General features: G+C 53.4%; 10 protein-coding genes and 1 pseudogene. 2 read left to right on the top strand and 9 right to left on the bottom strand.

Features of this window, described 5'->3' with window-relative positions:
- Positions 1-9: 9 nt before the first annotated feature.
- Complete coding sequence (gene kapB, locus ACFQ2I_RS20925; RefSeq protein ID WP_377567741.1) at positions 10-399, bottom strand: sporulation phosphorelay system protein KapB; 390 nt, start codon at positions 397-399, stop codon at positions 10-12.
- Between the two features lie 179 nt (positions 400-578).
- Here kapB and ACFQ2I_RS20920 point away from each other — a divergent pair, with 179 nt between their 5' ends.
- Both ACFQ2I_RS20920 and ACFQ2I_RS20915 read left to right on the top strand, forming a co-directional pair.
- Positions 579-1,694, top strand: coding sequence for an MGDG synthase family glycosyltransferase (locus ACFQ2I_RS20920; RefSeq protein WP_377567739.1), 1,116 nt, complete (start codon positions 579-581; stop codon positions 1,692-1,694).
- A gap of 88 nt (positions 1,695-1,782) precedes the next feature.
- Positions 1,783-3,198, top strand: a complete 1,416-nt coding sequence (locus ACFQ2I_RS20915; RefSeq protein ID WP_377567737.1) for an NAD-dependent malic enzyme — start codon at positions 1,783-1,785, stop codon at positions 3,196-3,198.
- 641 nt (positions 3,199-3,839) lie between these two features.
- On the opposite strand, the gene ACFQ2I_RS20910 is transcribed toward ACFQ2I_RS20915, so the two are convergent.
- From ACFQ2I_RS20910 to ACFQ2I_RS23880, 8 genes and pseudogenes are all read right to left on the bottom strand, one after another.
- Complete coding sequence (locus tag ACFQ2I_RS20910; RefSeq protein WP_377567735.1) at positions 3,840-5,156, bottom strand: MFS transporter; 1,317 nt, start codon at positions 5,154-5,156, stop codon at positions 3,840-3,842.
- Positions 5,157-5,687: 531 nt separating this feature from the next.
- Positions 5,688-6,791, bottom strand: a complete 1,104-nt coding sequence (locus tag ACFQ2I_RS20905) for a Gfo/Idh/MocA family protein (RefSeq protein WP_377567733.1) — start codon at positions 6,789-6,791, stop codon at positions 5,688-5,690.
- A gap of 16 nt (positions 6,792-6,807) precedes the next feature.
- A complete protein-coding gene (locus tag ACFQ2I_RS20900) occupies positions 6,808-7,734 on the bottom strand; it encodes a helix-turn-helix domain-containing protein (RefSeq protein WP_377567731.1) in 927 nt (308 codons plus the stop codon).
- Positions 7,735-7,766: 32 nt separating this feature from the next.
- Entirely contained in the window at positions 7,767-8,618 is an 852-nt protein-coding gene (locus tag ACFQ2I_RS20895; RefSeq protein WP_377567729.1) for a sugar phosphate isomerase/epimerase family protein, read from the bottom strand.
- Entirely contained in the window at positions 8,615-9,814 is a 1,200-nt protein-coding gene (locus tag ACFQ2I_RS20890) for an N-acetylglucosamine-6-phosphate deacetylase (protein ID WP_377567727.1), read from the bottom strand. The genes ACFQ2I_RS20895 and ACFQ2I_RS20890 overlap by 4 nt, the downstream gene beginning before the upstream one ends.
- On the bottom strand, positions 9,804-11,564 hold the full coding sequence (locus ACFQ2I_RS20885; RefSeq protein WP_377567725.1) for a Gfo/Idh/MocA family protein: 1,761 nt from the start codon (positions 11,562-11,564) through the stop codon (positions 9,804-9,806). Before ACFQ2I_RS20885 ends, ACFQ2I_RS20890 begins: the two co-directional genes overlap by 11 nt.
- Positions 11,565-11,566: 2 nt before the next feature.
- Positions 11,567-12,388 carry a sugar phosphate isomerase/epimerase family protein gene (locus ACFQ2I_RS20880; protein WP_377567723.1) on the bottom strand — a complete coding sequence of 274 codons (822 nt, stop codon included), beginning with the start codon at positions 12,386-12,388 and terminating at the stop codon, positions 11,567-11,569.
- 144 nt (positions 12,389-12,532) lie between these two features.
- Positions 12,533-12,625 (bottom strand): annotated as a pseudogene (locus ACFQ2I_RS23880) (hypothetical protein); the annotation flags it as partial.
- Between the last annotated feature and the right edge of the window lie 173 nt (positions 12,626-12,798).

Below are 12,798 nucleotides of genomic sequence, written 5' to 3'. Positions count from 1 at the left end.
AATCCAGCGTTACTTATATTCCTGCTGCAGCTGCTTCAGCAGCTCTATCGATTGGGCGGTCCAGCGATTCATGCGGTCCAGCGCCTCGATGTCTGCCGCCACGGCTGACTGTAGAGACTTCCGATAATCAGGCACATCAGCGTGATAGGGTTGAATATCCCGTTTTAATACGGTTGTTTTTTCCGTATAGCTGAGCGCGCGCCGCTCATGGAACATTGCCGCATCCGGATTGTAAGGCTGGTGAAGATCGCCTTGCTCCGGATGCTTTAATACCGCCAGCACCTTTATCACTGCCCGAGGTCCGTTCAGTTCAACGATTTCTCCCACATAACGGCCGGAACGCACCTCAGCCTGCACGATATCGCCCATACTCCATTCTTTTTTTTCATTACCGGTCATAATGGCATGGCCTCCTCTTCTCTTCGCATAGATTCTATGGATTGCTGTCGCCTGTTCAGCTTGACAATTCTTTCTTTACTGTAAAACATGTCTTATTTATTCGCAAGCTAGACGTATTGGCTTGTATTCACCTGACATGAGAAGTAATATGGAAATGAGAATAGTGAGTAGGTGAAATTATGCGTAGAAAAAGAGTGCTGCTGCTGTCAGAAGGCTTCGGCTCCGGACATATGCAGGCAGCGAATGCGCTCAGTGCCGGATTAAAGCAACTATGCCCCGACATTTCCGCCAAAGTGATCGAGTTGGGCAAGTTCCTCAATCCCGTGATCGGCCCGCTAATTGTATCCGCCTATAGGAAAACAGTAAGCAAGCAACCCAAGATGGTAGGCATGTTGTACCGGAGCAACTACAAAAAACCGACAAACCGATTTACCCAGCTTGCTCTCCATCGAATGTTCTATATGCAAACATCGCAGGTAATTGCCCAGTTGAAACCGGATCTGATCGTATGCACGCATCCCGTTCCCAACTCCGTGGTAGCAAGGCTGAAGCGTCTCGGCTTGCATATGCCCTTATATACGCTTATTACCGATTATGATGCGCATGGCTCATGGGTCAACCAGGAAGTGAATCATTATTTGGTGTCATCCCCCATCGTAAAGCAGCGTCTCGTTGACAAAGGGGTTCACCCGAACAATGTAGAGGTAACGGGGATTCCCGTTCATCCTGATTTTTGGGAGAATTGCGACAAAGCGGAAGTACGGCGACAATTCGATCTGAAGGATATGCCGACTGTACTCATTATGGGCGGGGGCTGGGGCATTCTATACGAAGACAGTGAGCTTTCTTATATGACGAAGTGGCGAGAGACAACGCAATTGATCTTCTGTGTAGGCTCCAATGAGAAAATGAAGCAAAAGCTGCTCGGTGACGCCATGTTCCAGCATCCCAACATTCGCATCATGGGGTTCACTCGCGAAGTATACAAGCTGATGGATGCGGCCGATCTGCTGGTAACGAAGCCGGGCGGCATGACATGTACGGAAGGGATGAGCAAAGGACTGCCTATGCTGTTCTATGAGCCTATTCCTGGACAAGAAGAAGAAAACTGCGAGTATTTCATCAATAGCGGTTTTGGCGAAATGCTGGATTCCAACGACACCGTGGACAGATGGTTCAAGCTAATACACGATCCGGAGGCCTCTGGGAAGTTCCGCCGGAATCTGCTGTCCATTCGCGATAAACAATACGATCCGAAGCGATGTCCTGAAGCCGTTCTGCGCCTTATGCGGTAACGGCTTCTTCTAAAAATATTGTCGTCATAGCATAATGAGCTAGTCCATCATGCCATATTATACATATATGCGAGAGGAGCTGTGAACGATGGAGATGAAAATGGCAGACGGTAAAACGATCATACTTCGCTTGGAAATCGATACGCAATTCGCACAATTCGGCCTTGCAGCAACTGCGATTGAGAACGCGAAAGGTGATATTGTCGCTATCGACGTTATTCAAACGGATCGCAACAAAAGCATCCGTGACCTCACCGTTAAAATTACGGGGCCGGATGTGGAAGAGCGTCTTACAGCCGCATTGGAAGCGGTACCTGGCATTCGTCTTCTACACACTTCCGATCGGACATTCCTGCTTCATCTAGGTGGAAAAATTACGATTCAACCGAAAACCCCGATTCAAAACCGTGATGATCTGTCCAGAGTCTACACTCCTGATGTCGCTAGAGTATGCCAAGCTATACATAAGGATCCTTCGAAAGCCCATACACTTACCATTAAAAGGAACACGGTAGCGGTTGTATCCGATGGCAGTGCAGTCCTTGGACTAGGCAATATCGGACCTCATGCCGCCATGCCGGTTATGGAAGGTAAAGCGATGCTGTTCAAGCAATTCGCCGATGTCGACGCATTCCCCATCTGCCTGGATACGCAAAATACAGAAGAGGTAATTGCCGCAGTCAAGCATTTGGCTCCCGCCTTCGGCGGGATTAATCTGGAGGATATCGCTGCTCCGCGCTGCTTCGAGATTGAGAGCAGACTCCGAAAAGAACTGGATATCCCTGTCTTCCACGACGATCAGCACGGTACGGCTGTCGTACTCTATGCCGGACTGTTGAACGCCTTGAAATTGACTGGACGCACATTAAGCGAAGCCAGAATCGTCGTCTGCGGAATTGGCGCAGCCGGCACAGCCTGTACGAAGATGCTTCTGGCAGGTGGGGCAAAGTACGTGGTAGGCGTAGATCGTCCAGGCATTCTATGCTGTGATGATCAGTATGACAACAGTATGTGGCAATGGTACGGCGAGAATACGAACCCCACCGGACTTCGCGGCGGATTGAAGGAAGCTCTGGAAGGTGCTGACGTTTTTATTGGGGTCTCGGCTGGCGGACTATTGACCCGGGAGCATGTCATGAGCATGACCAAGGATCCCATCGTATTCGCAATGGCGAATCCCGAACCGGAAATACGACCTGAGCTGATCGAGGATATTGTCGGCGTATTCGCAACCGGAAGATCGGATTATCCGAACCAAATTAACAATGTGCTGTGTTTCCCGGGTATATTCCGGGGTGCGCTGGACAGCCGCGCTCCTGTCATCAATGAAGCGATGAAGCTTGCAGCAGCCGAAGCTATCGCCTCAGTCATCGGAGAAGACGAATTAAACCGAATGTACATTATACCGAGCGTGTTCAACACAAAGGTAGTGGAAGAGGTACGGCGCCGGGTCATACTAGCGGCCCAGCAAAGCGGTGTCTCCAGACGCCAGCTTCGCGAGTAAGTGCTGCTTCACGAAGTAAAGGCAGCCCAAACGGCTGCCTTTACAGTTACATCTACTCACATGCCTCATATCCGCGCTCCAGTGTATGCCACATTCACTATTTCGGCTCGCTTGCTCCATTTTCGCGCTCCAATGTATGTCACATTCACTATTTCAGCTCGCACGACCCATTTCCGCGCTCCAGTGTATGCTGCATTCACTATTTCAGCTCGCATGCCTCATATCCGCGCTCCAATGTATGTCACATTCACTATTTTGGCTCACACGCCTCATATCCGCGCTCCAATGTATGTCACATTCACTATTTCGGCTCGCACGCCTCATATCCACGCTCCAATGTATGTCACATTCACTATTTCAGCTCGCATGCCTCATATCCGCGCTCCTATGTATGCCGCCTACACTAGATCCGCTCGCATGCCCCATTTCCACGCTCCAATGTATGTCACATTCACTATTTCATCTCACACGCCTCATATCCACGCTCCAGTGTATGCCACATTCACTATTTCATCTCACACGCCTCAAATCCGCGCTCCTATGTATGCCGCCTACACTAGATCCGCTCGCATGCCCCAGCTCAACGCGCAACGTGCGTGGCACAATTCGCAACGCACGCTACCAGCCCCATCTTCCACACGCTAGCCCGCCACGTGCACCTTGCTTGTCCGCTTCGCCGTCGTATGGCGCATTCGCCATACGGCAAGCCCGGCCATCATCATAATGACGCCAGTCGTCACAAATATCCAATGAATATTCAGTGCCATTCCCAATACGCCCCCAATGAGCGGACCCAACATACCACCGAACTGATTGGCACTGGCGGTCAGCCCGAACGTTCTGCCTCTGAACTGTTCATCCGTGCTTTGCACCATTAGCGTATTGACGATCGGCCCGATGCCCGCCATGAACAGCCCGAATACGAATTGAACAATAGCGAATAACCAGAGCTGCTCTACGAAATACTGCATGCAGATGACTGTCCCCGCACACATGAAGCATAATACCAAAATGCGATAGTAGCCCTTTCTTTCCCCGAGCCTTCCCCACAGGGGCGATGCCAATATACCTGCAATGCCAATTAACGACAGCACCAGGCCTGCCGACAGCACAACGCCTTCACTGCCTGCTCCACTGCCCGACATATCGGCGATATGCAATGCCATTAGAGGCTGAATCATATTGATCGATAACTGAAATACGACGAGCAGAAGCAGCATATTGACCAACGAGCGGTTACGAAACGCCATTCGGAACGTAATCGGTTCAGCTTTGGCAGGTGCAGCTGCCCCTTGATTGTCGCCCTCTTGCTGGGTCTGTTTGCCATGCTCTTTCCCATGATCTTTCCGCCCCTCTTTCTTGCCCTGCTTCTCGCCCGAAGCAGCCTGTCCAGCAGCGCTCTCTCTTACCCATACGATAACGGCAATCGTAGCGCCCAAAATAATGGCAGCAGCAGCTATGAAGGAATTGCGCAAGCCGAACAGTTCCGCCAGCACCCCGCCGAACAGCGGTCCGAGAATGCCTCCAGTCATCGCTCCAGCCTGCATCATACCAAGGCTCCATCCCAACTGTTGCTTCGGTGCGATCGATGCAACGATCGACATCGAAGCCGGCACGAAGCCACCGACGAACCCATGCAGCATCCTTGCGCCGACCAGTTGCTCCGGCGTCTGTACGAACGCGATCAGCGCGTAGATAACGGCCAAGCTGAGCCCGGCACGGATGACCATCATCCGCTTGCCATATTTGTCAGCGAGCATACCCCACAGCGGGGCCATTACCGCGCCAACGAGGAAAGCGGAGGAATGAACAATCCCGGCCCACAGATTAACCGAACTCTCTTGCACGCCCAGATCGAATAAGAATAGCGGCAGGAACGGCACCGACATCGTATAGCTTGCACTGCAAAACAACACGCCAATCCACAGTATCCACATCGTTCGCTTCCACTTTTCCACGCTGTACGCCCCCTATGTAAATATCTTAATGAGAAAACCTCTATCGAAGACTTTGAAAGATGGGCGACCTAAAGTTTGCAAAGCAAACTCGCTTCGGAAGGATGAGGTAGGTTTTATCGCCAAAAAGTATTCTAATTCCCGCTAGACCGGAAACTTACTTATACATTTTATTGCGGTAAGAAAAACGCCTAACGACGTCCTTTAGACCTATTTCCAAATTGCAACCGAGGTTACATCGACTGCAGCTCACCATTCGCCCGTTTCTATGTATGCAAAAAAAATGCACCTCGCGAAACGTAGTTTCGGAGGTTTTCCATTCCCTCCATTTTACCACATTTCGCAATGGCGCATTTTCCAGTTCCGATTCAAATAAGTCGATATGTCTCTAATTAATCCCCTATCCAACGAATTCAGGTCGCTAACCCGCTATTGTCGGTGAATTGCTTGACGTGAATAGCGCTGACTACGCCAATCGTTCATACACTCGATCGAGTTGATAATGATTCCACCCTGCTGCAACCTGCCTGAAGTCTACTTCGCAGCTGCTCCTGCATTCTCCGTCTGATAAATATGCGGGTTCTGACGGCGGCATTCCTCCATTACCCACATCTGCTGACGAATTTGCTGAGGTGTAATTTCCAGCAGAGCACCTTCCGTAATCGTATGATACAGCATCATGTAGACGCGCTCGGTCAACGTATCCCCGGGGGACTTGTCAGTAGGCTTGATGAAATCCCAGCTGTCCGAATGCCACGCCAGCGATTCGCTGCAATAGGCCGGATTGCCGTTCGCATCGAACAGCGGCTCCTTGATCAGCTTCTGCTCCGGCGCTTCCTCAGGCTTGAAGTATCGCCATTCCAGACGGTTCGCATTCCCGTGCAAGCCGCCGTTCGTTCCTTGAATGTTGAACTGCTCATGCGGATAAGCCGAGCAGGAGGAAATCTCCACATCAAGCGTAGGCGAGCCTGCCTTCCTCATAATGAGCTTTACATAATCCTCGGCGTCGCCGAACGTATTGGCCCTGTCCATTATGCAGAGTACGTCCGGATTCTCGTCGGTACCCAGCAGCTGCAGCGCCTGATCGAGACAATGCGGTCCCGTATTCATCAGACTGCCTCCGTTGTTCTCTTGCAGCGTCTGCCAGTCCCAGCGGCGGGCGAAGCCGTTCAGGGAGATATCCGCTTGCACGATTCGGCCAAGTACACCTGACTTGATAACTTCCTGTATTTGGACGAAAGCCGGCTGATAACGCTGCTGCTGGAAAATGGCGATGACCTTGCCCGCGCGCTCCGAAGCCTCGATCAACTGATCGACTTCCGCGACCGATCCCGCCAGCGGCTTCTCGCACAGCACATGAATGCCTCTGTTCAGCAGCTCCAGCGAGATGGAGAAGTGGAGGTGGCTGGGTGATGCGTTAACCACGAGATCAAGCTCCTCGCTTGCCACCATCTCCTCCCAGGTGGCGTAAGCGTTGCAGCCGAAGTCCTGCACAGCTCGCTGCTGGCGCTCCGGCATGGAATCGGCTACTGCGGCGATTCTGTAATATGATCCGATCTGGGCAAGCAGATTGGCATGAATATTGCGGCCGCTGCGTCCTTGGCCGATAATCCCGACTTTCAACACCTGATCACTCATTCGAAAGACCTCGCTCTCAATTATTATGGTCATCCTTGGCGAACATCTTCTTATATTCTGTAGGCGTAACCCCGCAGCGCTTCTTGAAGGTGCGGATGAAGTGGCTCAAATGATGAAAACCCACCTGGAACCCGATAGCTGTAATCGTATGCGTACCACGAAGTATCAGCTCCTTGGCCCGTTCAATCCTCACTTCGTTGATAAAGTCGATGAAAGTCTGACCCGTCTCCTTCTTGAACTGATGACTGAAGTACGCCGGCGCCATATTAGCGATGAACGCTCCATGCTCCAACGGAATATCTCCGCTGTAATTGTCGTAAATATACCGCTTCACTTCCTCGATCGGCGTCCGCTCAGCAATCGTAGGCTGCCTGGCCGGCTTCCGCTGCCCTCTCCGGTATTCGCGGTCAATGAGGAGTAGCAACTTCGCCAGACTGAGCAGAATGGCGTGCTCGTAGCCGACCTCGCGGTGTTCGAATTCATCCTGAATATCCTGCAGAAGCTGCTCGACGAACGATTGCTTTCGGTTGCCGATATGCAGCCAGCTTGGGACGCCGCTGCCGGAGAGTGAATAGTTCTCCCGGGAAGGCTCCAGCAACAGAGGCAGAGAACCGGAGAACGGTTGAAGCAGCTCGCCCACAATCGACGGGACAAAGTCAAGCAGCACCACTTCATACTCTTGCTCCGCGATCGCATTGAGGCTATGCGGGGCGTCCGGCGCTATGACGAATATATCCCCTTTGCTCACCGTCAGCGATTTGCCAGGCACCTGATGATTGCAGACGCCCTTCAGCACATAGGCAATTTGCGTATAATCGTGCGTATGCATCGGCTGCTTCAGCTCGCTGCTGGAGTAACGTATGATTTTGAAAGGAAATTCCCTGTTCAATTGCTGCTTGCTCTCGAAGCAGGGAATGTCCCGCTTCTCCTCCCTTATCTCCATCCGCCCACCTGCTTCCCCCTCATGCCCGCTCCTTATACGGAGGCAATCAGCTTCTTCACAAATTGCAAATCATACTCCAGCCGCTCATACGCCGGGAACGGCGCGTGGCATTCCAGCGTCACCCAACCGTTGTAGCCCGTCTCCTTCATTGCGGCGAACAGCGGTCCATGGTCGGCTCCGCCTTCTCCCATCCGGCTCTGCAGGAACTTCTCCTCGCCGTGCTTCGTCACATTGAGGAACGTTCCAGGCGCTCCGACTTCGTTCACCCGAAGCTCATCCTTCACATGGACGTGAAGCATCCGGCTGCCGAGACCGATCACGGAATCTCTGCCGTAATCCGTATCCGTAATGTACATATTGCCCGCATCGTGAATCATGCCGATATTATCGCTCGGTATGAGCGACAGCAGACGTAGACTTTCCTCCACCGTCTCCACGATGGAGCCGTTATGGATTTCCATGACGATATCGATGTCGTATCCCTTCGCCGCCTGGGCGCAGCGCTCCATCCAGTAAGCCGCCTTCTCATAGTGGTAAGCTTGCGACATGAAGCCGTTCGGTCCGCCCGGCGAGACGCGAATCATCGTAGACTTCAGCTCAGCCGCGATGTCCAGCAACCGCTGCAGATCCTGGAACGACTGCTCACAGCCTTTGTCGCTGTCTGTAGAGAATCCGCCGATATAAGAAGCAAGAACAGGAATGTCCAGTCCCAGGTCCTCCGACAACGAGGCCATTTCTTTCACTCTCGCCTTGCTCGTCGTCGGTGACAGATGAGGTTCCCTTACCGCAATTTCGATACCATCCAGTCCTAGCTGCTTCGTGAGCTTCATCGCTTCTTGAATACTATGCTCGATTAACACACCGCTAAATGCCGCGAATTTCATGTCAACGCCTCCCTATTCATCACTTTTATACCGGATTTATAAGTGCCTACAAGCTGTATGCCGTTCTCCTTGTGCCGCAGAAGCGCCAGATCCGCAGGCGCTCCTGGACTCAGTCCTTCTGCACTTGGCAGCCCCATGAAGGCCGACGGCCTGATCGAGGCCATCTCCCATGCGTCTCGCCAATCCGCAAGACCGGTCTTCGCCAGATGACGAATGCCGAACAGAAGCATTTGCGCCGATCCGGCCAATATTTTGTCGTTGCCGGCCAGATGAAGCTTGCCCTCGGGCGTCAGTATGACCGAGCCTCCCACATGCGTATCGTACTCTCCAGGCGGCAATCCGCTGAGCGCTACCGCATCGCTGACCAATATCGCTTGCTCGCCCTTCACCTTCATGACGACCTTGAGCACTTGCTCCGGCAGGTGAAAGCCGTCACCTATGATGCAGCTCCACAGCTGATCCTGCGCCAACTGCTCCCATATATAGTTCGGATGTCGCTGCAGCATGGGGTGCGAGCCGTTGCCCAGATGGGTGGACATCCGGGCGCCGGCTGCGACGGCTTGCGCAATCTGCTCCGGCGTCGCAGCCGTATGACCGATCGAGACGACTACACCGCTGTCCACGCAGCGGGAGATGAAGGCGGCGCTGCCTTCCCACTCCGGCGACAACGTAAGAATTCGGATACGGCCCTCCGCCGCTTCCTGCCATCTCTGGAATAGCTCCCAGTCGGGCGGCCCGACGTAAGCCCGGCCATGCGCCCCTCTCGCTCCGTCTTCCGGCGTAATGAACGGTCCTTCCAGATGGATGCCGGCGACGCCTGCTTCGACGGCTGCATCTCGCCTGCAAGCGTCCGCTATAGAGCGCATCGCTTCTTCGATTGCTTCCGCTGAATTAGTTATAACGGTAGGATAAGAGGAAGTAACCCCCTCTTGCCACAGCTTGCGGATGAAGTCAGAGGCAAGCTCTTCCCGGTAAGGCAGCGTATTGAAATCCAGGCCGCAATAACCGTTAATCTGCAGATCGACCAGTCCCGGTGCGACAATGGGCAGCGAAGCCGCCTCTTCCCCGCTTATCCCTTCCAGCTTCCCGATACTGCCTATGAGTCCGTTCTCCAATGTGACCGTTACCGCTTCGCCCGTTCGATAATGAACGGCGCGCAGCACTTCCCTTCCTTGCCCTTGACCGTTACCCGCCATAGGAATCACGATCCACGTAAAGTGTACAGTTGCTATGCTGCCTTAATATGGTAGAAGGACACTCCGTCGAGACCGGCCCGTTCAGCGTGCGCTGCACCGCTTGCCGCTTTGTCGGCCCCGGTACGACACAGAACAGCTGCGACGCGCCAAGCAGCGTCGGTATCGTCAGCGTGATGGCATGTGTCGGTACGTCTACGAACGCCGAGAAGCAGCCGTCATTCACTTGCTGCTGCCTGCACGCCTCGTCCAGCTCCACCACTTTCACCGCCTGCGGATCGCGGAAGTCGGCTACTGGCGGATCGTTGAAGGCCAGGTGACCGTTCTCGCCGATGCCGAGGCAGACAATATCAATCGGCGCCTCGTTCAGCAGCTCGCTATACCGCTTGCATTCCGCATCGCTGTCGTTCGAGCTGTCTATCAGATGCACAGTGCCCGGCTTCACCTGATCGAATAAGCCGGAGCGAAGGAAGTTGCTGAATCTCTGCGGCGCGTCCTGCGGAAGCCCGTTATACTCATCCATATGGAAAGCGGTAATGCGCGACCAGTCAATCTCCTTATCGCTCCGCAAGGATGCCAGCAGCTCGTTCTGGGAAGGAGCTGCGGCGAATATCATGCGGATACTCTCCTTCTCCTGCAGCAAGCGCTTGATCGCGGACGCCACATCGGCTCCGGCAGCTGCTCCCATCTCCTGACGGTTGTCGTACACATTCACCTTCAACGCGTCTACGAGGCGTGGCAATGTCAGCTGTGTGTTCTTGGCGGCGCTCTCATAGATCGATTCCACCAGTTGGACAGCACGCATGCCTTCCTCTCCTGAGACGAGCGGCTTCGCCCCTGTCTCGATGGAAGAGATAATATCGAGGAACTGGCTCTGATGGAAGTCAGCCGCTATGCTGCGTGGATCGTTCACACCGCCATAACGGGCTTGCTGATTCCACTTCGGCTCAGCGACGCCGGGAACCGACCAGTGAACGATGGAATTCCCCTCCAGCTTGATCGTTCCCTTCTCCCCGTACAGATTGATGCAAGCTGGAAATCCGGGCTGAATGCTGGTGGAAGCCATAATTGTGCCATAGGCTCCATTATGGAACTGGACAATGGCTAGTCCCAAGTCTTCCGCTTCGATATGATGCGTCTGGGTTGCCGTCTTGCCGAATACGGTACGCACCTCTCCGCCCATCCACAGCATCAGGTCGATACTGTGAATGCCTTGATTCATCAGCGCGCCGCCGTCCTCTGCAATCGTGCCTCTCCAGTCCGCCGTATCGTAATAATCCTGCGTCCGGTAGAACGGCAAGGACACCTCTACGAGCAGCAGTCGGCCGATCGCTCCGTCGTCCAGCACTCGCTTCACGGCTTGATGCTGCACTTCGAACCTTCTCTGCGAGATAACGGAGAGGGTGACGCCTCGATTGTATGCGGCAGCGATCAGTCCCGCCGCCTCCTTCACGTTCATCGCGAGCGGCTTCTCCACGACGAGATGCTTGCCCGCTGCAATAACCTCCATGCCGATAGCGGCATGGCTTCCGCTGGATGTCGTCACGCACACGATATCGACGTCAGGGCTTCCGATCAGTTCCCTGTAATCCGTCGTCCAGGCACAGCCCTCACGTTCCGCAACCGCTTTCACTTTCGCTTCATTGCGGCTCGATACATAAGATAATGCCGCGTCGTCAATTTCTCTTATCGCTTCGAAGTGAAAGTCCGCGACAGAGCCGCAGCCAATAATGCCGAATTTCCATTTGCTCACTTTCACTCCACCTCACTTAGCAGGGCTTTAAGCGCAACCAGCGACATTGTCGTTCCCGTCATAGCCGTACCGCCTGCAGGAATGAAATGCGTCTCTATAGTGAACAGCCCATCGTAACCGTCGCGCAACAACGCTCTGAGTTGATCGATGACAGGCACGTTGCCTGATCCCATCGGCACACAGCGCGGCTTGCCGTCCTCTCCGATATAGGCATCCTTCAGATGAACATGAGCCAGCTTATCCTTCATCACTTCATAACCTGACGGATAAGCTTCCCTACCGCCATAAGCTTCGTTGCCGGGGTCCCATAATCCTCTTAATGCCGGTGAATTGACAGCGGCCACGATCGCCGCGACTTCCTCGGCGAAGCCGCCATTGCATGCAGGCTCGTTCTCCAGCAGCAGTTGCATACCCTCGGCTTGCGCCGCTTCGGCTGCCCGCTTCAGATGCGCGGCAATCTCTGCCTGGTAGCTCGCCGGCTCTAACTCGCGCCAGAACGAGAATATGCGGATGCGTGTCGTTCCCAGCAGCTTCGCAATCTCCATGACACGCGTCAGCTTGGCGAAGTGCTGCTCCACCGTCTCCTCCGCTTGGCCGAATGTATCTCCCGAGGCTACCTGCCTGCCGGGATCAAGCGCACATTTGAACAATGGAGAAGCAATAGCGGATATGTATAAGCCCCGCTCCTCTACCTGACGACGCACCTCCTTAGCCCTCTCGTCTGTAAGAGCTGCGGCGTTAACGCCGTCAATGACCCGTACCTCAACATGCTTCAGCCCTTGCTCAGCCGTCCAATCCAGCGCTTGTTCGAAATGTTCCGACACTTCGTCCGTTAGTACGCCTAACCGTTCCAGAATAGAAATGTTGATCCCTCCAGCCTCATTGTTTATACCTTCTAACCTGTTTTTTATTATAGCAATTGCGTATGGGGCAAAGTTGACGTTTTTTTCGGAGATTGATTACATTTTTTACGATGAGAAATTGTATGATTCCAATGAGAAAACTCCAGTGCCACATACACTGCAAGCGCGATTGCAGGCAGCTTCGCCACTGTAGTGTTGGTCGCATCAGTAGCGTTGCATAAAAACTGACACAAGTATTAATCTGAATAGTCAGAAAACAATTTCATGTGGACAAAGGCCAAAAACGTTAGGGGTCTTCATGTCAGATAGCCAGTGTCCATTTGGTAATATTTGGTGTCAAAGAGCTGCATTACTGCAATTAATTCGTGACT

The sequence above is a fragment of the Paenibacillus chungangensis genome (assembly GCF_042675905.1).
In the GTDB taxonomy this organism is placed as follows: Bacteria; Bacillota; Bacilli; order Paenibacillales; family Paenibacillaceae; genus Pristimantibacillus; species Pristimantibacillus chungangensis.
This window is presented reverse-complemented; position numbering and strand designations above follow the sequence as displayed.

What these genes read in the sequence shown, in the direction of transcription:
- kapB (WP_377567741.1), bottom strand. Translation starts at nt 399, where the DNA reads ATGACCGGTAATGAAAAAAAAGAATGGAGTATGGGCGATATCGTGCAG.
- ACFQ2I_RS20920 (WP_377567739.1), top strand. Translation starts at nt 579, where the DNA reads ATGCGTAGAAAAAGAGTGCTGCTGCTGTCAGAAGGCTTCGGCTCCGGA.
- ACFQ2I_RS20915 (WP_377567737.1), top strand. Translation starts at nt 1,783, where the DNA reads ATGGAGATGAAAATGGCAGACGGTAAAACGATCATACTTCGCTTGGAA.
- ACFQ2I_RS20905 (WP_377567733.1), bottom strand. Translation starts at nt 6,791, where the DNA reads ATGAGTGATCAGGTGTTGAAAGTCGGGATTATCGGCCAAGGACGCAGC.
- ACFQ2I_RS20900 (WP_377567731.1), bottom strand. Translation starts at nt 7,734, where the DNA reads ATGGAGATAAGGGAGGAGAAGCGGGACATTCCCTGCTTCGAGAGCAAG.
- ACFQ2I_RS20895 (WP_377567729.1), bottom strand. Translation starts at nt 8,618, where the DNA reads ATGAAATTCGCGGCATTTAGCGGTGTGTTAATCGAGCATAGTATTCAA.
- ACFQ2I_RS20890 (WP_377567727.1), bottom strand. Translation starts at nt 9,814, where the DNA reads ATGGCGGGTAACGGTCAAGGGCAAGGAAGGGAAGTGCTGCGCGCCGTT.